This is a genomic window from Methyloceanibacter sp. wino2 (assembly GCF_003071365.1).
Lineage (GTDB): Bacteria > Pseudomonadota > Alphaproteobacteria > Rhizobiales > Methyloligellaceae > Methyloceanibacter.
Window position 1 is genome coordinate 3,047,270 of record NZ_CP028960.1, and the last position, 20,143, is coordinate 3,067,412.

The window sequence follows — 20,143 nt, forward strand, 5'->3', positions numbered from 1 at the left end:
CGTATGCTTGGCCGCGCGCGCCGAAGCGATATCATCGGCCGTCACGGGAGGGCCGGATGAGCTTCAAGGATGTCATTGTCTACGTCGACGGGACGAGCGCGTCCAAAGCGCGCGATCTGATGGCGATCGGCCTCGCCAAGGCGCATGGGGCTCACCTTGTGGCGGTTGCCCTTGCGCCGCAGGCCCTGATGCCCCTCTACGGCGCGGACGTCGCCTTTGCCGATATGAGCGGTGTGCTCGACGGCGTCAGGGCCCAGGGCGAGGAGGCGCTGGCGCGCTTCCGCACCGCGGCCGATGCGGCGGGTGTCTCGTACGACGTCCGGCTCATGCATGGGACCAGCGACGAGTTTCCTCATGACTTCGCCGCCGCGGCGCGGCTTACCGACCTGGCAATCCTCGGTCAGCCGAGGGACGGAGATCCGCTGGTCGGTCAGTATGCGTTGGTCGAGCGTTGCCTGTTCGCCTCCGGGCGGCCCGTCCTCATTGTTCCGGCATCTCCCGGCGAGACCGTCGGTGTCGAGACGGTCGTTGTGGCGTGGGACGGTAGCGCCGAGGCGGCGCGCGCGTTCAGCGATGCCCGAACGTTTCTGAAAGATGCGAAACGGGTCGTGCTTCTGACGGGCCTCAATGAGGCCAAGCCCCGCGACGACGGCCTTCCTGTGGACGGCATGGTCGCACATCTCGCCCGCCACGGCATCGATGCCGAGCCGGTCACGGTGCCGATGAACGAGGGCGGCGATGTCGGCCGGCTTTTGCTCACCCGGGCGAAGGACTTGTCCGCCGACATGATCGTCATGGGCGCGTTTCATCACTCCCGCTGGCGCGAGTTCATCCTCGGCGGTGTGACATTGACCATGCTCGAAGAGGCGAACATTCCCCTCTTCATGTCGCACTAGGCGGCCTGGGTCTCATGACGGTTCACCTCGTGAAGCTCTGCGTCGGAATAGACCGGCTCCAGGATCTGCGGATTTGGCAGGCGAGACGCTTGGACGATCTGGCGCGAGCAGGGCAGGTGCCTGAGCTGTGCCACAAGACCAAGCAGATGCCGCGCCGGAAAGACGAGGTCTTGGACGGCGGCTCGCTCTATTGGGTCATCAAGGGGTTCGTTTCGGCGCGTCAGCGCATCGTCGACTTGAAGGAGACCGTGCGGGAAGACGGATCGCCCTGCTGCGGCATCGTCCTCGATCCGGAGATCGTCGAGACGCGGCCCAACCCGCGCCGTCCATTCCAGGGCTGGCGCTATTTGGAGGCCGGCGAGGCACCGCCGGATCTGTCTGCGGCGGAGGACTCCATTGCCGATATGCCCCCGGGCATGCGCGAGGAGCTCCGCGCCCTGCGGCTGATCGACTAGAGCCGCTAGCCTTGCGGCGGGACGGACATGTTGTCGATGAGGCGCGTCTTGCCGAGAAAGGCTGCGACGAGGATGCGCGCCGAGGAGACGGTGCCCGACAGTGGCGCCAGCGTTTGGGGATCGCGCGCTTCCAAATAGTCGACGCGGAAGCCGGCCGCTTCGAGGGCGGCGCGCGCGTTCTTCAGCGCGGCTTCGCTGGCGTCCCCCGCCGCCATTTGCTGGGCGGCCTGGTGGATTGCGGCCCGCAGGAGAGGTGCGGTCTCGCGTTCGGCATCCAAGAGATAGGCGTTGCGGGAGGAGAGGGCGAGCCCGTCGCTCTCGCGCACGATGGCGCCGCCCACGATCTCCACCGGGATGTTCAGGTCCCGCACCAAACGCTTGATGACGAGAAGCTGCTGATAGTCCTTTTCGCCGAAGATCGCGATATCCGGACCGCATTGCAGAAGGAGCTTGGCGACGACCGTGGCGACGCCGTCGAAATGGTCGGGCCGGCTCGCGCCGCACAGCCCCTCGGTGAGGTCCGCTACATGAACGGTCGTGGAAAAGCCGTCCGGGTACATCTCACGCGCGTTGGGTGCGTAGAGAAGTTCCGCTCCGGCTTCTGCCAGAAGTTCCGCGTCTCGCGCCTCGCCGCGCGGATAGGCCTCGAAGTCTTCGCTGGGGCCGAACTGCAGCGGATTGACGAAGATCGACGACACCACGCGATCGGCCAGGCTTTTGGCATGCCGCACCAGGGACATGTGGCCTTCGTGGATCGCGCCCATGGTGGGCACCATAGCCACCGTCTCGCCGTTTGCGCGCCAAGCCGCGACTTGGGCCCGCAAGTCCGCGACGGTTCTGACGATCTCGATTTCGGTGCTCATCGGGGTCTTTCACTATCGGGTGCGCCTCAAGGAAGCGCCGCTGCCGGCGAGGCGGGCGACCATAACGCCTCGCCGTAACGGCTCGAAACCCCTAAATTGGACGCATGAATGCGCCGACTGCCGCATTGGGTTCAAGCGTACCGGACACGGGCGACGGCCTTGGCCGGGCGGAATTGAGTGCGGCTTTGCTCGCCGATAAGGATGCGCTGGTCGCGGCGCTGATCGAGGCCGCGCGGTTCTCCAGCGAAGACAGGCACAGAATCGCGCGCATCGCCACGAGGCTGGTGGAGGCCGCGCGCGAGGGGCGTCACGCCCAAGGCGGCATCGACTCCTTCCTGGCCGAATACGGGCTCTCCAGTGAGGAGGGCGTGCTGCTCCTTTGCCTGGCGGAAGCGCTGCTGCGTATCCCCGATGGAGCCACCGCCGACCGGCTGATCGCCGGCACGATCGGCTCGGGGGATTGGGCGAGGCATCTGGGCCACTCGGACTCGGTGCTCGTGAACGCCTCGACCTGGGGCCTGATGCTGACCGGGCACCTGCTCGATTGGGGCGGGGACAAGAGCAGCGATCTTAGCGCGCGGGTCCAGCGGCTCGTGGCCCGAAGCGGTGAGCCGGTCATCCGCGAGGCGGTGCGCCGCGCCATGCGCATTCTCGGCAAGCAATTCGTGCTCGGCGAAACGATCCAAGGCGCCCTCGACAATGCCGCGCCCGACCTGCGGGACGGCTACCGGTTCTCCTTCGACATGCTGGGTGAGGGGGCCCGCACGGCTGAGGACGCCGAGCGCTATGGCCAGCGCTACACGGAAGCCGCCTCGGCGATCGCGATGCGAGAGGGCATCCCGGCTGAGCGCACGGACGAGATCCTGCACGCGCGGTCCGGCCTGTCGGTCAAGCTGTCCGCCTTGCATCCGCGCTACGTGGCGTCGCAAGAGGCGCGGCTGCATCGGGAACTCGTTCCGAAGCTTCGCGCGCTCGCCCTGCAGATGCGCGAGGCCTGGCTGCCTCTCACGGTCGATGCGGAGGAGGCCGAGCGGCTCGATCTGTCGCTCTCGATCCTGGAGCCGCTGTTCGCGGATCCGGCGCTTTCGAACTGGAACGGGCTGGGGCTGGCGGTCCAGGCCTATTCGAAGCGCGCCCTGCCGCTGATCGCCTGGCTTGCGCGGGTCGCGGAAAAGACCGGCCGCCGCATTCCGGTGCGCCTTGTGAAAGGTGCCTATTGGGACAGCGAGATCAAATGGGCCCAGGAGGCCGGGCTCGCGGGGTACCCCGTGTTCACGCGCAAGGTGAATACGGACGTGGCCTATCTCGCGGCGGTTCGGGCGCTTCTTGCCCGCCCCGATTGCTTCTATCCGCAATTCGCGACCCACAACGCCCACACCATCGCCGCGGTCGCCGATTTGGCTGGCGACGCACCGTACGAGTTTCAGCGTCTCTACGGCATGGGGGCGCCGATCTATAGCGAGGTGGTCGAGGGGCTGAAGAAGCCCTGCCGCATCTACGCGCCCGTCGGCGGCCATCGGGATCTGCTCGCCTATCTGGTGCGGCGGCTGCTCGAGAATGGGGCCAATACGTCGTTCGTGCATCGTCTTGCGGACGACGAGGCGCCGATTCCAGCGATCATCGCCGATCCGGTCGAGAAGGCGGCCCGGATGCCGGAGAAAGCCAATCCCGCCATTCCCGTTCCGCCCGATCTCTATGGAGCCGTGCGGCGGAACAGTCTCGGACTGCCGCTATGGGACGATGCGACCCGCGCGCCATTGCTGGCTGCCATGACGGAGGCACTGCGGGCTCCCGCCACCGCGGCGCCGATCGTCGGGGGGGCCGAGCTCGACACCGGCAAGACGATGGAGATCGTCTCGCCCCACGACAACCGGGTTGTCGTCGGCACGTGCGGGTTGGCGGACGACAAATCCGTCGATGCCGCGCTCGACGCCGCCAAAGGCGCGGCACAAGGCTGGGACCAGCAGGGCGGCGTAGCCCGCGCGGCGATCCTCGAACGGGCGGCGGACCTGTTCGAGGCGGCACGGCCGCGTCTGATGGCGCTCCTGGTGCGCGAGGCCGGCAAGACACTCCCCAACGCCCAGAGCGATTTGCGCGAGGCAGTGGACTTCCTGCGCTACTATGCGGCGGAAGCGCGCGCGAAATTCGAGGCGCCATTGGCGCTTCCCGGTCCGACCGGCGAAAGCAACGAGATGACGTTGCACGGGCGCGGCGTCTTCGCCGCGATCTCGCCGTGGAACTTTCCGCTCGCGATCTTCACCGGCCAGGTCGCCGGCGCGCTCGCCGCTGGCAACGCGGTCGTGGCGAAGCCCGCTGAGCAGACGCCGCTGATGGCCTCTGTTGCCGTCCGCCTTCTGCACGAGGCCGGCGTGCCGGGTGATGTGTTGCATCTCCTTCCGGGCCCGGGCGAGACGATCGGGGCCGCGCTCGTTTCGGACGAGCGTGTGGACGGCGTGGTGTTCACGGGCGGGACCGATACGGGCAAGGCCATCGCCAAGGCCTTGGCGGCGCGTCCGGGTCCGATCCCGAAGCTGATCGCCGAGACCGGCGGCCTCAACGCCATGATCGTCGACTCCTCCGCGCTGCCCGAACAGGTGGTGGACGATGTCTTGCGTTCAGCCTTCGACAGCGCCGGGCAGCGGTGCTCGGCCTTGCGCGTCCTGTTCCTCCAGTCCGACATCGCGGAGCCGGTGATCGACATGCTCGTTGGGGCCGCGCAGGAACTGACTGTCGGCGATCCGCTCGACTACGCGACCGACATCGGGCCTGTGATCGATGCCGAGGCCAAGGCCGTGCTCGAGGCGCACAAGGAAAGAATGCGTGTCGAGGCGCGCGTCCTGTTCGATCCAGAGGTAGACGCGGCACTCAGCCACGGAACGTTCGTCGCGCCCGCGATTTGCGAAATCCCGGAGATCGGCGCTCTGGAGCGTGAGGTGTTCGGGCCGATCCTCCACGTGGTGCGGTATGACGGGAAGCGTCTAGGCGAGGTCTGCGCGGCGATCAACGCGACCGGCTACGGGCTCACGCTCGGCCTTCATAGCCGTATTAAGGCGACGGCGGATTTCGTCGCCGCGCGGGTGCGGGTCGGCAATTTCTACGTCAACCGAAACCAGATCGGCGCCGTGGTGGGCGTGCAGCCCTTTGGCGGCGAGGGTCTCTCCGGAACAGGCCCCAAGGCCGGAGGGCCGCACTATCTGGAAGCCTTCGCGGTGGAGCGGGTGCGGACGACGAACCTGACGGCGGCGGGCGGCAATGCGAGCCTGCTCGCGGCGGGCGGCGACGACAGCTAGGCGCCGGTTCGGGATTGAGAATGTGGCCAAAAATGACCATCTATAAGCGTGTGCATTTTCTCAGAGTTTGAACGGCATCGCGGAGCGGGCGGATGAGTGAACCGAAGATCCCGGCATCCAAGACCTCTTCGCCGACGGCCCCGTCCAAGACGGCTTCGGGCGATGTTGCGCGCGCGCCCTCGACGTCGGCGGAAGTCGATGCCTTTCTGAGCAAGGTGCAGAGCCTGCAGCCGGCCACCTCGGGGTCGGGACGGCTGATCTTTGCCATGGACGCCACCATGAGCCGCCAACCCACCTGGGACCTTGCCCTCGGCCTTCAGAGCGAGATGTTCGACGCGGTCAAGCAGGTGGGCGGGCTCGACGTGCAGCTGATGTATTTCCGGGGCTTTCGCGAGTGCCGGTCCAGCAAATGGGTGCGCGACCCAGATGCGCTCGCGCGGCTGATGCGCCAAGTCCATTGCGAGGGCGGGCACACGCAGATCCGCAAAGTTCTGTCGCATGCAAAAAAAGAGACCGGCCGTCAGACGGTCAATGCGCTGGTCTATGTGGGCGACTGCATGGAGGAGAGCATCGACGATCTGTGTCAGCTCGCGGGCGAACTCGGTCTCGTGCGTGTGCCCGTGTTCGTGTTCCAGGAGGGACACGATGCGCGCGCCGAACGGGCGTTCAAGGAAATCGCGCGCCTGTCGCGGGGCGCCTATTGCCGCTTCGATGCCGGCTCGGCGGCCCAGCTGCGCGCGCTGCTGACGGCGGTGGCGGTCTACGCCTCGGGGGGCCGCAAGGCGCTCGAGAACGCCAAGAGCGGCGCTGCGACGGTTCTGCTCGAACAGCTGCGATAGGCCGGCGCGGATGGTCTATTTCTTCCTCGGTTGCGCGCTACTCGTCGCCCTCTTGCTTCTCGGCCGCGTGATTGTCAGGGCGAACCCGACACAACTCGCGGGCGGTCTCCGCAAAATCGGCGCGGTCGCATTGTTCGCCGTGGCAGGCTTCCTGGCTTTGCGCGGGGCCTTGCCGCTGGCGATCCCGCTTGCGGCGTTCGCCTTGAGCTTGGTCGCCGGAAGCGGCGTTGGCGGGTTCGGCGGCTCGGGTGAGAAGTCCAAGGGACAAGCGTCCCACGTGCAGACCGAGCGGCTGGAAATGGAGCTCGACCACGACACCGGCTACATGGACGGCAAATGCCTGAAGGGCCGGTTCGCGGGGCGCACGCTCTCGTCCTTGAGCGACGCCGAAGCCGTCGAACTCTATGCCACCTTCGAGGCGGACGGACTGAAGGAAGCGGCCCTGATGGAGGCGTATCTCGACTGGCGCGTGCCGGATTGGCGGCAGCGGGCCGAAAAAGCGAGCGCCGGTGCCGGGACGGGCGGTTTCTCCAAGGGCCGAATGAGTGTCGAGGAAGCGCGCGCGGTGCTCGAGGTAGCGCCGGACGCCTCGGACGAGGACATTCGGCAGGCCCATCGCCGTCTGATGATGAAGCTGCACCCCGATCAGGGCGGGTCCACCTACCTGGCCGCCCGCATCAACGAAGCGAAAGATGTGCTGATTGGCCGTTAGGCCAGGGATCGTGCGCCGCTACTCGGCGGCCAGAGCGATGCAATCGAGCCGCATGCGCTTCAGAGCCTCGCAGGTACTGCGCGCGTCGGATTTCGTGAAGCCGGCGAACCGGGCCCGATACCATTCCTTGTTGTCTTTCTCGAACGTGGCCGTGAAGGGCAGGTGCCCGTCGAGCAATTGCGGCGCACGCTGGCGCACCATGCCGAGCCGGTTCTGGGCATCGGCGGGCGAGTTATAGGACCCGACCTGGACGTGGTAGTTGCCCATACGGTTCGCGGAAGCAGGACTCGGTGCGGAGAGGCGGTTCGGCGCGAGGCTCGGTGAAAGGCTCGCCTGCACGATGGGGCGCTGCTGTGCCGGTTGCGCGACCGCGGGCTGCACCGCCGGAGCCTGGGCTACCGCAGGCTGGGCCACGGCGGGCTGGGCGGCCGGTGTGTGGCTCGCGACGGGGACGGCGGCGCTGGCCACGGAGAAGATCGGTTTGCGAGAGGGCCGCGGCGGATTAGGTGCCCCGAGCAGCGATGCAATGAAGTTCGTGGCACCCGGCTTCTTCGAAGAGGCTTTCGACCAGTGCTTGTCGAGCAGGGAAGTCATGGCGGCATTGCGCAGTGAGCTGGTGTTGCCGCCGAGCACGACGCCGACCAGGTGCTTGTCGCCGCGGTGAACGGCGGCCGTCAAGTTGAAGCCGCTAGCCCGCGTATAGCCCGTCTTGATGCCGGTCGTGCCCTTGTAGGTGAAGAGCAGGCGATTGTGGTTCCGGTACTTCCGGCCCTTGTAGTCGAAGTACTTGGTCTCGAAGACGCTGTAGTACTCCGGGTAGTCCTGCATGATGTGCATGGCCAGGATGGCCTGGTCCCGCGCCGTGGTCAGCTGCTCATTGTTCGGAAGGCCCGACGCGTTGCGGTAGGTCGTCTTCTTCATGCCGAGATTGCGCGCCGTCTGGGTCATGATGCGCGCGAAATTCTCCTCCGAGCCGCCCACATTCTCCGCCACGACTGCAGCCGCGTCGTTGGCCGATTTCGTGACCAGGGCCTTGATGGCGTCTTTTACGGCGATGGTGGAACCGGGCTTCAGATAAAGCTTGGTCGGGGACTGGCTGGCGGCGTGCTTGGAGACCTTCAACTGGGTGTCGGGGCTGAACCGGCCCGCCCGCATATAGGCGAACAAGACGTAGAGCGTCATGATCTTGGTGAGCGAGGCCGGCGAGCGCAGGACGTCGGCGGACTGGGAATAGAGCACGTTGTTCGTGTTCGCATCGACGATGATGGCGGCCTTTACCCGCTTGTCGGCAAAGGCCTCGCCGACATGTGTCAGCGTCACACCGCACGCGAGCAAGAGCACCAGGCTGATCTGCGTCATACGACGCAGGGAGGCCGATGGCCGGCCGTTCCCAGACGTGCGAATCCGGGATCCGCGCCGTTTGGACTCAAATTGTAGTTGTTCGAACACTTTGGCTTACGCCTTTCCCCGTTTGTCACGCCGCCCTCGAGCGCTTCTGCGCATCCCTTCGAGGCGGTCGCGGTCCGTCATTCCGCGTTGCAACGCCGACAAGCGGACAGGCTAGAAGTGGTCGATTGCCAAAGCGTTAAGGGCAAATTGGGGGCTCAAGCGCCATAATGTTGTGCACTGCAAAATCCAGGTTGACGTTTTTTGTGCAATGCATATATTTGTGTTCGCGTTCGCAGCATTTTTCCGATCCCAACCTGTGTAGAGGGCCCGATGATCAAAGGTTTTGAAGAGTTTCAGAAAGTTGGCAAAGACGGTTTTGACGCCTATGTGCGCTCGTTCGGCGAGATGAACAAAGGCTTCCAGGCCATTGCCGCCGAGTTCACCGACTATTCGAAGAAAGCGTTCGAAGATTCGACCAAGGCTTTCGAGCAGCTCGCTGGCTGCAAGTCTATCGAGCAGGCCGTCGAAATTCAGTCGCAGTTCGCCAAGAAGGCTTACGACGGCTACATGGCCGAGATGACCAAGATCGGCGAGATGTATGCCGGTCTGGCCAAAGACGCGTACAAGCCGATGGAAGCCGCCATGGCGAAGAAGGCCGCGTAAAGCGACAGCACCTATTCTTCCTCCCAAGGAAGGCTCGGGGCGCTGCCCCGGGCCTTTTTTTTCGGCAAGTTGCCGCCTCTTGCGGCGGCGTATCACCATTTCTGTCAGCAAACCGCGTCACATTAGCATTTTCACCTCGCGCCGAATTGCTGCCGTCGGTCCGATCACGCTAGACTGTGTTCGAGACGGTTTTCGGACCCAGCAGGGCGCTCCGCCTTGGAACTGGCGCGGCGCGGTCCCACATTAGGGGACGACGAGTGAAGGCTAACGATGGCGCGCAATGACGAACCGCGCCGGGACGACGACTCCGGCACCCAGATTGTTACGAAGGCACGGCCCAAGACAAAACGGCCGAGCCTCTACAAGGTGTTGTTGCTCAATGACGATTACACGCCGATGGATTTCGTCGTGTACATCCTCGAGCGGTTTTTCAACAAAGCGCCGGAGGAGGCGACCCGCATCATGCTGCACGTCCATCAAAAGGGCGTCGGCATCTGTGGGGTCTACACTTACGAGGTTGCCGAGACTAAGGTAGCTCAGGTCACCAGCTTTGCCCGTCAGCACGAGCATCCGCTTCAATGCACGATGGAGAAAGAGTAGGAATTCCGTGGCTTCTTTTTCGACCAGTTTAGAGCAGGCACTCCGGCGCGCGCTTCAATATGCGAACGAGCGCAGCCATGAGTATGCGACGCTGGAGCACCTGCTCCTGTCGCTTTTGGACGACCGCGACGCGGCCGCCGTCATGCGTGCCTGCGACGTCGATCTTGATCTGCTGCGGGAAAAGCTCACCGGCTATGTCGACAATGAGCTGTCCGGCCTCGTGCTCGACAACCATGGCGACGCGCAGCCGACCGCCGGCTTTCAGCGCGTGATCCATCGCGCCGTTGCCCATGTGCAGTCGAGCGGCCGGGAAGAGGTGACCGGCGCCAATGTGCTGGTCGCGATCTTCGCCGAGCGGGAAAGCCATGCCGCGTTCTTCCTGCAAGAGCAGCACATGACGCGATTCGATGCGGTCAACTACATCAGTCATGGCATCGCCAAGCGCGGTGGCATGTCCGACGCGCGGCCCGTGCGCGGCATCGACGACGATGCGGCGACTGTGGAAGGCGGCGACGACAAGAAGCGCGGCGCCGATGCGCTCGAGGTCTACTGCATCAACCTGAACCAGAAGGCCCGCACCGGGCGGATCGACCCTCTCATCGGCCGCGAGGCCGAAGTGCAGCGCACGATCCAGGTCCTGTGCCGCCGCCAAAAGAACAACCCGCTCTTCGTGGGCGACCCGGGCGTTGGCAAGACCGCTATCGCCGAAGGTCTCGCGCGGCGCATCGTCATGGCCGACGTGCCGGAAGTGCTGTCCGACGCCACTATCTTCCAGCTGGATATGGGCGCGCTGCTGGCGGGCACGCGCTATCGCGGCGACTTCGAGGAGCGCCTCAAGGCGGTGATGCGGGAGATCGAGAACTTCCCGGGCGCCATCATGTTTATCGACGAGATCCACACGGTGATCGGCGCGGGCGCGACCTCGGGCGGCGCCATGGACGCGTCGAACCTGTTGAAGCCGGCGCTGCAATCGGGCTCGCTGCGCTGCATCGGCTCGACCACCTACAAGGAATACCGTCAGCACTTCGAGAAGGACCGGGCGCTGGTGCGACGGTTCCAGAAGATCGACGTGAAGGAGCCGTCCGTGCCCGACACGATCGAAATTCTGAAGGGCCTCAAGCCTTATTTCGAGGACTTCCATCGCATTCGCTACACGAACCAGGCGATCAAGTCCGCGGTGGAGCTGTCGGCGAAATACATTCACGACCGCAAGCTGCCCGACAAGGCGATCGACGTGATCGACGAGACGGGCGCCTCGCAGATGCTCGTGCCCGAGCGTCAGCGGCGGAAGACCATCGGCGTCAAGGAGGTGGAGAACACCATCGCCACCATGGCCCGCATCCCGCCAAAGACCATCTCCAAGACCGACGCGGAGGTGCTGCGCGGGATCGACGAGGATCTGAAGCGCGTCGTGTTCGGGCAGGACAAAGCCATCGAGGCCTTGGGAGCGGCCATCAAGCTGAGCCGCGCGGGTCTGCGCGAGCCGGGCAAGCCCATCGGTTGCTACATGTTCTCGGGCCCCACCGGCGTCGGAAAGACCGAGGTCGCACGCCAGCTCGCCACGCTGCTCGGCGTCGAGCTGCTGCGCTTCGACATGAGCGAGTACATGGAGCGCCACACCGTGTCGCGCCTGATCGGTGCGCCTCCCGGCTATGTGGGCTTCGACCAAGGCGGTCTGCTGACCGACGGTGTGGACCAGCATCCGCACTGCGTGCTGCTGCTCGACGAGGTCGAGAAGGCTCACCCGGACTTGTTCAACATCCTCCTGCAGGTGATGGATCACGGCAAGCTGACCGATCACAACGGCAAGCACGTGGACTTCCAGAACGTCATCCTGATCATGACGACGAATGCCGGCGCGGCCGACATGGCCAAGGCGGCGATCGGGTTCAACCGCACCAAGCGCGAGGGCGACGATGAGGAGGCGATCAACCGCCTGTTCTCGCCGGAGTTCCGCAACCGGCTCGATGCGATCATCCCGTTCGGCGCGCTGCCGGCGTCGGTCATCGCGCAGGTCGTCGAGAAGTTCGTGTTCCAGCTCGAAGCCCAGCTTGGAGACCGGAACATCACCATCGAGCTGACCCCGGAAGCCAATGCTTGGCTGGCGGACCGCGGCTACGACGAGAAGTTCGGCGCACGGCCGCTGGCTCGTGTGATCCAGGAGAACATCAAGAAGCCGCTGGCGGAGGAGATCCTCTTCGGTGCGCTGAAGGATGGCGGCACGGTGCGCGTGGTCGTGAAGGAAGAAGCCGGCGAAAAAGGCCTCGACTTCGACTACATCTCGGCCGACGCCCCGATCAAACCGCGCGACTCCGACGAGAAGGACGCCGAGGCCAAGGTCAAGGCGAAAGCCAAGGCCTCGAAGCCGAAGACCAAGCGCAGCCGCAAACCCCGTGGCGGCGCGAAGGAAAGCGGCTCGGGCTCCGTGCCGAAGGTCCCGCTCGGCGAAGACTGAGGACTCCGTCCTGCGCTTCGCGCTTCATTACAGATCAAATTCATGGCCGGGCGCTCATAAGAGCCCCGGCCATGGTTGTTTCTGCTAGCCGTTCAGCACAGCCCTAATCTTCTCGGCGGTGGCTTTGAGTTCCTCGGGGTTGGCCATCTTTGAGCCCTCGGCCCGCATGGGGAAGCCGTCCTTACGGGGGATGATGTGGACGTGAAGGTGGAACACGGTCTGGCCGGCCGCCGCGCCGTTGAACTGTTGGATGAGAATGCCGTCGGCGCCGACCGCCTGCTTGATCTTCGGCGCGAGCGTTTGCACGACGGTCATGAGCTTCCCGAGGCCTTGCGGTGAGATCCCGAACAGGTCCGCCGCAGGCTCCTTGGTGATGACGAGGGCGTGGCCTTCCGTACGCGGCATGATGTCGAGGAAGGCGAGGGTGTCGTCGTCCTCGTAGAGCTTGTGGCAGGGGATCTCGCCTTTGAGCATTTTGGCGAAGATGTTCTCCGGGTCGTACGCCGCCGCATCGTTGTCTGCCATCCGATCGTGTCTCCTCTCGTCGTGTCTTAACCGCGGGTGATTTGCTGAATCATTTCGATTCCTTAGGCGCCCTAGGTCAACCGGCACATGAATGGGTTTGCCGGCGGATGGAACTTTGTCGCGCCCCGTTCATTGACTCTATTGGAGTCGGGCCGCGTGCGTCCGCTCCGGTAACATATTGTTCTACAATAAATTTCTTGAAAGTGCATACCTCGGGAGGGTCCAATGACAATGCTCAAAGTGATCGAAGTTCTGGCCGAATCCAACAAGAGCTGGGAAGACGCCGCGCAGACCGCCCTGAAGACGGCCGAGAAAAGCGTGCGCAACGTGCGCTCAATCTACATCAAGAATTTCGAGGCGACGGTCGAGAACGGCAAGATCAGCAAGTACCGCATCAACGGCAAGATCTCGTTCGTGCTGGATTAGGCGCGCTTGCCTAAGTCCTTTCGATACGGCGACTCCGCCGCGAGCAGGGCACTCTCTTCCGCGACGGCGAGTCGCTCCCGCTGAAGATAGTCGGCGACGGGGGCTCTAAGCCGCGGATCGGCGATGTAGTGCGCGCTGTAAGTCTCGGTGGGGACGTAGCCGCGTGCCAGCTTGTGGCCGCCTTGGGCGCCAGCCTCGACGCGGGCGAGACCGTGGGCGATCGCGTAGTCGATGGCCTGGTAGTAGCAGACTTCGAAATGCAGGAAGTCGTGGGTCTCGAGCGCGCCCCAATAGCGGCCATAGAGCGTATCCGCGCCGATGACGCTGAGTGCGCCGGCGATGTAGTCCGTGCCGCGCTTGGCCATGACGAGCAGTAGCCGGTCGGCCATGGTCTCGGTTAGCAGGCTGAAGGCCTTGCGCGTCAGATAGGGGCGTCCCCATTTGCGCGCGCCGGTGTCCATGTAGAACGCGAAGAACGCGTCCCAGTGCGCTTCGGTCAGCTCGGAGCCGGTGAGCCATTCGATCTCGATATCGTCGCTGAGCGCATCACGGCGTTCGCGCTTGATGGCTTTGCGCTTGCGCGAAGCGAGCGCGCTCAAGAAGTCGTCGAAGCTGCCGTAGCCGTCATTGTGCCAGTGGAACTGCTGGTCGGTCCGCTGCAGGTAGCCGAGTTCGCCCGCGAGCCGCCACTCGTCGCGCGTCATGAAGGTGATGTGCAGCGAAGACACGCCGAGCCTGTTCGTCAGCGTCCGTCCCGCCTCCAGCAGCAAGGCTTGCCGTTCCATGCGGGCGTCAGAGTTCCGGACGAGCAGCCGCGGGCCTGGGACCGGGGAGAACGGCACCGCCGCTTGTAGCTTCGGGTAGTAGTCGCCGCCCGCGCGCATGTAGGCTTCGGCCCAGCCGTGGTCGAACACGTACTCGCCCTGGCTATGGCCCTTCAGGTAGCAGGGCATGCACCCGAGCAGGCGGCCCTGGTCGTCCTCGTAGAGCAGATGCTGGGGCAGCCAGCCGGTCTCTCTCGTGGCCGACCCGCTCTCCTCGAGCGCTTTCAGAAAAGCATGGGTAACGAAAGGGTTGGAGGGCTCCGTTAAGCCGCTGTCGCCAATCGCGCAAGCGTCCCATTGGTCGGCAGGCACGTCCGCGATGCGGCTTGCGATGCGCACGACCGCCTCCGGGGCGCTATCCCCGTGTGCGTGGGGCGCTCCGGCGCCGTGGTCCTGCGCGTTTCGGTCCTTTCGTTCCGCTGGTGTGTCCATGCCGCCCATGATGTTCGGCGATCCGGCCGTACCCTTTGACCCGCGCCCCGGCCTTCCAATGCCGGCCGTTAGGGCGCGATCTCTTCGAAGATCGGCGCATCGGCATATCGCAGGGCCCGCGCAAGATCCGCCTCGGTGCGAACGGTCCATGCCAGCAAGGGCAGGCCGGCGGCGAATTTGGCGAGCAGCGGCGCGACAGCCGGCAGCGCGTTGACATCGTACGCGACAAAATGGGGCCGTGCGAAGGTGGATGTGAGGAGATGCCGCATGGCGAAACGTTGCAGCGTCGAAAGATGCGTCTTGGAGAATTCGTCGTTGAAGCGGCAGGAGACGAGGCCGCGGGGCAGAGTAGGGGCGTGTTGCCGGAAGGCCGCGACCGCATGGGGATCGAAGGACATCACTGCCACCGGACCGTGATAGCCAGCCAGCAGCTTGGCGATGTTGGCCTCGAAGGCGCCGTCACCCTTTCCGTGGTTCTTCACCTCCAACACCAGCGGGACGGTGTCGCCCACGAGTTCGAGGAGTTCGGGCAAGGATAGGATCCGGTCGCCGCCGCCGTCTTTGAGGGGGATCGCGCGCAAGGCCTCCACGTCGCGCGCGGCGACAGGACCGCTTTCGTTCGTCAGGCGATCGAGCATCACGTCGTGAAACACGACCGGCATGTCGCCGGCCGCGCGCTGCAGATCGACTTCGACGGCGATGCCCCTCCGCATCGCCGCCTTCACCGCAGAGGCGCTGTTCTCGACGATCCCGCGCGCAGCATCGTGGAGCCCACGATGGGCGATCGGCCGCTTCAGCCAGTAGAGTTCGCCCATGTGCGTCCTCTCTTCGACGCGCTCAGTCTATGGCAAATACCGCATCGATCTCGACGGCAGCGTTCAGTGGCAGGCTCGCGCAGCCGACGGCAATGCGCGTGTGGCGTCCCTTGTCGCCGAACACCTCCACGAACAGATCCGATGCGCCGTTGATCACCTTGGGATGGTCGCCGAACTCAGGCGCAGCGCAGACGAAACCGTTCAGGCGCAGGAGCTGTGTGATGCGGTCGAGATCGCCCAGGGCCAGCTTGGCCTGGGCCATGATGTTCAGTGCGCAAAGGCGCGCCGCGGCTTGCCCGTCCTCCAGCGTGACGTTGCCGCCGAGCTGGCCTTTGACGGCAATTGCACCGTCCTGCATGGGGAGTTGGCCGGAGACCAGGAGCTGTCCGTTCATGTGGATGAAGGGCACGTAGCTGGCGACCGGCGGCTTTGCCTCGGGCAGCGCAATGTCCAAGGCCTGGAGCCGTGCTTCGATCGTTCCTGCCATGATTCCTCCCATACCCGACGTTACGCTCACAGTTGAGCAAAAAGCCTTAGCCTGCAAGGCTTGCCTGGGAATTTCGTTTTCGGGAGTCCGGCGCGTGCGCTCGCGGGGCCCTTGCCGGACCGGAACGATAGTGACAAGAATTACCGCTCGGACAGGCCAGACCGGCTGCAGACTTCCGGGCAAGCTTCAGAAGGCCGAATAGATGAACCGCGCCAAGAGTTATTGGCTGTCTTCCTTGGTATTTTGCGCCGCGTTGGGGGTGTCCCATCAGGCCTGGGCGATTGGGGCCAGCCACTTGGCACCCCATCGAGCGGTCTACGAAATGTCGCTCGGCGAGGCGCGCTCCGGCTCCGGTGTCACGGCCTATGACGGCCGCATGGTGTTTGAATTCACGGGGTCGGCATGCCGCGGCTACTCCCTCAACACGCGGTTGGTTAGCCAGATCACCGACACGCAAGGCGAGACGATCCTCGCCGATGTCTGGTCGTCGACCGGGGAGGCCGGTGACGGGAAGTCCTTCCGCTTTCACTCCTCGCAGCGGCTGAACCACCGGCTCGACGAGGCCACCATCGGCCGGGCTAGCCGCGGCCGCTCCGACGGGGCCATCACCGTCAGGCTCACGCAGCCTGAGTCCGAAGAGTTCAGCCTTTCCGGCCCCGTTCTGTTCCCGACCCAGCACAGCATCGCGTTGATCGAGCGGGCGGCCAGCGGCCAGAGCGTCTTCCAGGCGAAGGTCTATGACGGCACGGAGAAGGGCCAGAGGGTCTTCGATACGACCGCGTTCATCGGAAGCATGGTGAAACCCGGCGGCGACGCGGACCGGCTCGAAAAGGTCGCTCAGGACGAGAAGCTCGGCGAATTGCCGTCCTGGCCCATCTCGATCGGCTATTTCGATCTGGCGGCCGGCGACTTGACCCCGAGCTACCAGATCGACTTCCGGCTCTACGAGAACGGCGTCAGCCGCGACCTGCTCATCGACTATGGCGAGTACACGGTCGAGGGCAAGCTGAGCTCGCTCGAGTACTTAAAGGAAAAGAAGTGTAAATAGTCCGTCTACAGAACATTGCGTTCGGTTGGGGTCTGGTAAAGCCGTAGCCTAACGCTCGGTAAATGGCGGAAAATGATCAAGAACCGTCACGATTTCCAGTTCCGCTTCAGAGTTTAGTTACAGGTTCGATGGGATATTGCCCGAAAGCAAAAGGGGCGATGGAACCATGTTTTGGAGGACACGATCGACATACGTGGAAGCAGCTGCGCCGAACCGTGGTTTTCTGCAGGCGCCCATGGCGTCTTTGATGCGGCCGCCCGCTGCGCCGCCGGCGGCGCGAAGCCTATCTGCGCATCGTGGCTATGTCGCCGACCATGACGGAACAGAATCGCCGGGACCGATGCCGATGACGAAGACAGTTCTGATTGTCGAGGACAACGAGCTCAACATGAAGCTCTTCCATGACCTCCTCGATGCACATGGGTATCAGACGCTTCAGACCCGGAACGGTGTGGATGCGCTGGAGCTCGCGCGCGAGCACCATCCGGATCTCATCCTCATGGATATTCAGCTTCCCGAGGTGTCCGGCCTCGAGGTTACGAAATGGCTGAAGGAAGACGACCAGCTGAGGTCTATTCCCGTCGTTGCCGTGACCGCCTTCGCCATGAAGGGCGATGAGGAGCGGATCAGGGAAGGGGGCTGCGAGGCCTACATTTCCAAACCGATCTCCGTGATGATGTTCCTGGACACGGTCAAACAGTTCATCGGAGAGGCGCGTTAGAGTTCATGACCGCGCGGGTCCTCATCGTCGACGACATGTTGGCCAATCTGAAGCTGCTCGAAGCGCGGCTCGTGGCCGAATATTTCACCGTGCAGACCGCATCGAGTGGTGCCGATGCGCTTGAGATCTGCAGGCAGGACCTGCCGGACGTCATCCTGCTCGATGTCATGATGCCCGGCATGGACGGTTTCGAGGTCTGCCAGAGGCTCAAGTCCGATTTTCGGACCCAGCATATTCCCATCGTGATGGTGACGGCGCTCGATCATCCGAACGACTTGCTGAAAGCGCTCGAATCCGGCGCCGACGACTTTCTGACAAAACCGGTCGATGATCTGGCTTTGATCACCCGGGTCAGGAATCTTGCGCGTCTGAAGCTGTTGACCGATGAGATGCTCATGCGGGCATCGACGGAGCAGCAGATGGGCTATCCGGCCATGCTGGGCGAGGATGTCGCCATCACCGGGTGCGATGGCCGTATTCTCATGGTCGAAGACCGGGAAGGCGCCGCAACGCGGATCGTCGAGGCGCTGCAGTCGGACAACGACGTCGTCCACATGGTGGATCCGGCACATGCTATGCTCGTCGCGCCGAGTGGCGACTTCGACCTGCTGATCGTCAGTTTGAACCTGCAGAACGCCGATGGGCTGCGGCTTTGTTCGCAGTTGCGCTCGCTCGATCGCACGCGGCATCTGCCGATCATGATGATCGTCGAGCCCGGTGAGGAGGCGCGTCTGCATCGCGGTCTCGACATGGGCGTCAATGACTACGTCATGCGTCCCGTCAACCCGAGCGAGCTCCTTGCGCGGGTACGCACGCAAGTGAAGCGGAAGCGGTATACGGACTATTTGCGGTCGCGGCTGGAGCAGACCGTCGAGATGGCGGTGCTGGATCCCCTCACGGCCCTCCATAATCGCCGCTATCTGAGCAGCCACTTGGAGACGCTCTTCGAGGAATCGGCTGAACGGGGGCGGCCTCTTTCAGTGCTGCTGATCGATGTGGATCATTTCAAGGTCATCAACGATACGCATGGGCATGACGCGGGCGACGATGTCCTGCGGGAACTGGCGTTGCGGCTCCGGCGCAATATTCGGGGCATCGACCTTGCGTGCCGGCTGGGCGGTGAGGAGTTCGTTGTCGTCATGCCCGACACGGGACTCGAAAGCGCCTATCTCGTCGGCGAACGCCTGCGGCAGTGCATTGCCGCGGCACCCTTCATCGCGGGCGCGCAGAACAAAGCGGTCAACGTGACCGCAAGCATGGGGGTGGCGGCGCTGGAATACGAGGAAGACACGCCCGAACTCATTCTCAAGCGCGCGGATCAAGCGCTCTACTGCGCCAAACGCGATGGGCGCAACCGGGTGGTCGGCGACGCTGCGTGAGGCCTGGTGCCTCGTGGCCGGCGGGGACGTCCCGGACCGAATCAGTCTAGCTTTGAGAGCAATGGCCGCCCGGGGTGCCGGAGAGGCGCTTCCGGCCCTTTGCCGGTCTTGACACCTCGGCTGAGGGTCTGAGCTTAACGCTTTACACTAACAGAGATTTTATCGTATTAATCAATTGGCAACGATTGATTTGGTTCCCGTTGCCTATGATTTTATGCTTTGAGTTAGTTCCAAATGCGCCGTGTGGAAGGCGTCGAGCGGAATTGGGACACAAGGCGGAACCGCCTGCGTGGCCTATCGCTTCGTCCTTCCACCAGTGAACAGAACAACCCTGCGGAATGCTCAGGTCCGCCGCATCTCCTGCGTCCGTGGGGTTTGGCCGGTCGGAGCGCGGTAGAGTGGCCTCCTCGTTAGCGCCGCGTTTCGACCGGCCACCACTTTCGGTGGACCGTTTCGACGACGGACCAACATCCCCAGCAACTTGAAGGATTTAGTGGTGGGTCGCAGTAGCGACCAGTGCGCCGTCTAGACCGGCGCGCCTTACACTTGGCAGGCCCGGGGCGCTACTTGATCTTGGCTTCCTTGAACTCGACGTGCTTGCGCACGACCGGGTCGTACTTCTTGAAGACCATCTTTTCGGTCTGATTCCGCGGGTTCTTCTTGGTGACATAGAAGTAACCGGTGCCGGCGGTGCTCAAGAGCTTGATCTTCTGGGTGACGGGCTTCGCCATTGTCGTCCTCGGATAGAATCTGTCGGGATAGGGTGCGCGGGCCCAATCGAGCCCGCGTCAAGTTGCGCGCAACCTACTGTTTCGCGTGCGGAAGTCAAGCTGAGCCGGGGCTCAGGCGGTCGGCGGCGCCAGCCGGTCTCCGATCTCTTCTTTGTGGTCGGGATCGAAGCCGTGCATCAGGAGCGCCCACTGCAGCGAAACCAGCAAGCCCTTCATGGGGGCAAGGACCGCCAGCGCGACCAGGATGGTCATCGGCAGCCAGATGGCGGCGTGAAGCCAAAGGGGCGGGTGGTAGGCCATTTCGACCGTCAGTACGAGGCTGACGATCACATGGCCGACAATGACGATCGTGAAATAGGCCGGCGCGTCGTCGGCCCGGTGGTGGTGCAGAGCTTCGCCACAATGGGAGCAGTTATCGGCGACCTTCAGATAGCGTGTGAAGAGCGAGCCGACGCCACAGGCCGGGCATTTCATCAGCGCGCCCCGCAGAAGTGACTGCTGGAGGGGGCGTTCGCCCGTCGACCGGCCTTCGTCCTGTGACATTCCTGCTTTCCTCTCACTTTCGCTGGGCCTGGGCCCTTGATTGTCGGCGC

General features: G+C 64.0%; 20 protein-coding genes. 12 read left to right on the forward strand and 8 right to left on the reverse strand.

Translation table 11 applies throughout. The features are described 5' to 3' along the window. The first annotated feature begins 56 nt into the window (after positions 1 to 56). Positions 57 to 896: a universal stress protein gene (locus DCY11_RS14580; protein ID WP_159080056.1), complete on the forward strand. Its 840-nt coding sequence runs from the start codon at positions 57 to 59 to the stop codon at positions 894 to 896. Positions 897 to 910: 14 nt separating this feature from the next. After that, entirely contained in the window at positions 911 to 1,351 is a 441-nt protein-coding gene (locus tag DCY11_RS14585; protein WP_108683482.1) for a DUF1489 family protein, read from the forward strand. A 5-nt stretch (positions 1,352 to 1,356) separates the two neighbouring features. Here the strand turns inward: DCY11_RS14585 and panC are convergent, their stop codons facing one another. Then, positions 1,357 to 2,214, reverse strand: coding sequence for a pantoate--beta-alanine ligase (panC, locus tag DCY11_RS14590; protein ID WP_108683483.1), 858 nt, complete (start codon positions 2,212 to 2,214; stop codon positions 1,357 to 1,359). Between the two features lie 104 nt (positions 2,215 to 2,318). Here panC and putA point away from each other — a divergent pair, with 104 nt between their 5' ends. From putA to DCY11_RS14605, 3 genes are all read left to right on the forward strand, one after another. Continuing rightward, a complete protein-coding gene (gene putA, locus DCY11_RS14595) occupies positions 2,319 to 5,504 on the forward strand; it encodes a bifunctional proline dehydrogenase/L-glutamate gamma-semialdehyde dehydrogenase PutA (RefSeq protein ID WP_108683484.1) in 3,186 nt (1,061 codons plus the stop codon). Between the two features lie 92 nt (positions 5,505 to 5,596). Beyond that, the gene (locus DCY11_RS14600) at positions 5,597 to 6,343 is read left to right on the forward strand and encodes a VWA domain-containing protein (RefSeq protein ID WP_245409389.1); all 747 of its coding nucleotides are present in this window, start codon (positions 5,597 to 5,599) and stop codon (positions 6,341 to 6,343) included. 10 nt (positions 6,344 to 6,353) lie between these two features. Then, on the forward strand, positions 6,354 to 7,055 hold the full coding sequence (locus DCY11_RS14605; RefSeq protein ID WP_108683485.1) for a DnaJ domain-containing protein: 702 nt from the start codon (positions 6,354 to 6,356) through the stop codon (positions 7,053 to 7,055). 18 nt (positions 7,056 to 7,073) lie between these two features. Here the strand turns inward: DCY11_RS14605 and DCY11_RS14610 are convergent, their stop codons facing one another. Then, the gene (locus DCY11_RS14610; protein ID WP_108683486.1) at positions 7,074 to 8,414 is read right to left on the reverse strand and encodes a D-alanyl-D-alanine carboxypeptidase; all 1,341 of its coding nucleotides are present in this window, start codon (positions 8,412 to 8,414) and stop codon (positions 7,074 to 7,076) included. Positions 8,415 to 8,774: 360 nt separating this feature from the next. Between DCY11_RS14610 and DCY11_RS14615 the strand changes: the two genes are divergently transcribed. The 3 genes from DCY11_RS14615 to clpA all read left to right on the forward strand — a co-directional run bounded on the left by DCY11_RS14615 (position 8,775) and on the right by clpA (position 12,162). Next, positions 8,775 to 9,107 (forward strand): phasin family protein, encoded by a 333-nt coding sequence (locus DCY11_RS14615; protein ID WP_069444823.1) that lies wholly within the window; start codon positions 8,775 to 8,777, stop codon positions 9,105 to 9,107. A gap of 270 nt (positions 9,108 to 9,377) precedes the next feature. Then, positions 9,378 to 9,707 (forward strand): ATP-dependent Clp protease adapter ClpS, encoded by a 330-nt coding sequence (clpS, locus tag DCY11_RS14620; protein WP_108683487.1) that lies wholly within the window; start codon positions 9,378 to 9,380, stop codon positions 9,705 to 9,707. Positions 9,708 to 9,714: 7 nt separating this feature from the next. After that, positions 9,715 to 12,162, forward strand: coding sequence for an ATP-dependent Clp protease ATP-binding subunit ClpA (gene clpA, locus DCY11_RS14625; RefSeq protein ID WP_108683488.1), 2,448 nt, complete (start codon positions 9,715 to 9,717; stop codon positions 12,160 to 12,162). Positions 12,163 to 12,246: 84 nt separating this feature from the next. Here clpA and DCY11_RS14630 read toward each other — a convergent pair whose 3' ends face one another. Next, the gene (locus tag DCY11_RS14630) at positions 12,247 to 12,687 is read right to left on the reverse strand and encodes an HIT family protein (RefSeq protein ID WP_108683489.1); all 441 of its coding nucleotides are present in this window, start codon (positions 12,685 to 12,687) and stop codon (positions 12,247 to 12,249) included. Positions 12,688 to 12,912: 225 nt separating this feature from the next. Between DCY11_RS14630 and DCY11_RS14635 the strand changes: the two genes are divergently transcribed. Continuing rightward, the gene (locus tag DCY11_RS14635; RefSeq protein ID WP_069444820.1) at positions 12,913 to 13,113 is read left to right on the forward strand and encodes a dodecin family protein; all 201 of its coding nucleotides are present in this window, start codon (positions 12,913 to 12,915) and stop codon (positions 13,111 to 13,113) included. On the opposite strand, the gene DCY11_RS14640 is transcribed toward DCY11_RS14635, so the two are convergent. From DCY11_RS14640 to DCY11_RS14650, 3 genes are all read right to left on the reverse strand, one after another. Continuing rightward, positions 13,110 to 14,276 carry a GNAT family N-acetyltransferase gene (locus tag DCY11_RS14640; protein ID WP_245409390.1) on the reverse strand — a complete coding sequence of 389 codons (1,167 nt, stop codon included), beginning with the start codon at positions 14,274 to 14,276 and terminating at the stop codon, positions 13,110 to 13,112. The two genes, DCY11_RS14635 and DCY11_RS14640, sit on opposite strands and share 4 nt — an antisense overlap. Before the next feature lie 161 nt (positions 14,277 to 14,437). Continuing rightward, on the reverse strand, positions 14,438 to 15,184 hold the full coding sequence (locus DCY11_RS14645) for a glycerophosphodiester phosphodiesterase family protein (protein ID WP_108683490.1): 747 nt from the start codon (positions 15,182 to 15,184) through the stop codon (positions 14,438 to 14,440). A gap of 22 nt (positions 15,185 to 15,206) precedes the next feature. Next, complete coding sequence (locus DCY11_RS14650; RefSeq protein WP_108683864.1) at positions 15,207 to 15,671, reverse strand: RidA family protein; 465 nt, start codon at positions 15,669 to 15,671, stop codon at positions 15,207 to 15,209. 295 nt (positions 15,672 to 15,966) lie between these two features. Here DCY11_RS14650 and DCY11_RS14655 point away from each other — a divergent pair, with 295 nt between their 5' ends. The 3 genes from DCY11_RS14655 to DCY11_RS14665 all read left to right on the forward strand — a co-directional run bounded on the left by DCY11_RS14655 (position 15,967) and on the right by DCY11_RS14665 (position 18,819). After that, positions 15,967 to 16,719, forward strand: a complete 753-nt coding sequence (locus DCY11_RS14655) for a cell envelope integrity EipB family protein (protein WP_159080057.1) — start codon at positions 15,967 to 15,969, stop codon at positions 16,717 to 16,719. Positions 16,720 to 17,065: 346 nt separating this feature from the next. Continuing rightward, entirely contained in the window at positions 17,066 to 17,440 is a 375-nt protein-coding gene (locus DCY11_RS14660) for a response regulator (RefSeq protein WP_108683865.1), read from the forward strand. A 5-nt stretch (positions 17,441 to 17,445) separates the two neighbouring features. Beyond that, positions 17,446 to 18,819 (forward strand): PleD family two-component system response regulator, encoded by a 1,374-nt coding sequence (locus DCY11_RS14665; RefSeq protein WP_108683492.1) that lies wholly within the window; start codon positions 17,446 to 17,448, stop codon positions 18,817 to 18,819. Positions 18,820 to 19,382: 563 nt separating this feature from the next. Here DCY11_RS14665 and rpmG read toward each other — a convergent pair. Together rpmG and DCY11_RS14675 are read right to left on the reverse strand one after the other, a co-directional pair. Continuing rightward, positions 19,383 to 19,550 carry a 50S ribosomal protein L33 gene (rpmG, locus tag DCY11_RS14670; RefSeq protein ID WP_045367399.1) on the reverse strand — a complete coding sequence of 56 codons (168 nt, stop codon included), beginning with the start codon at positions 19,548 to 19,550 and terminating at the stop codon, positions 19,383 to 19,385. A 111-nt stretch (positions 19,551 to 19,661) separates the two neighbouring features. Continuing rightward, a complete protein-coding gene (locus tag DCY11_RS14675; protein WP_108683493.1) occupies positions 19,662 to 20,093 on the reverse strand; it encodes a DUF983 domain-containing protein in 432 nt (143 codons plus the stop codon). Positions 20,094 to 20,143 lie beyond the last annotated feature (50 nt).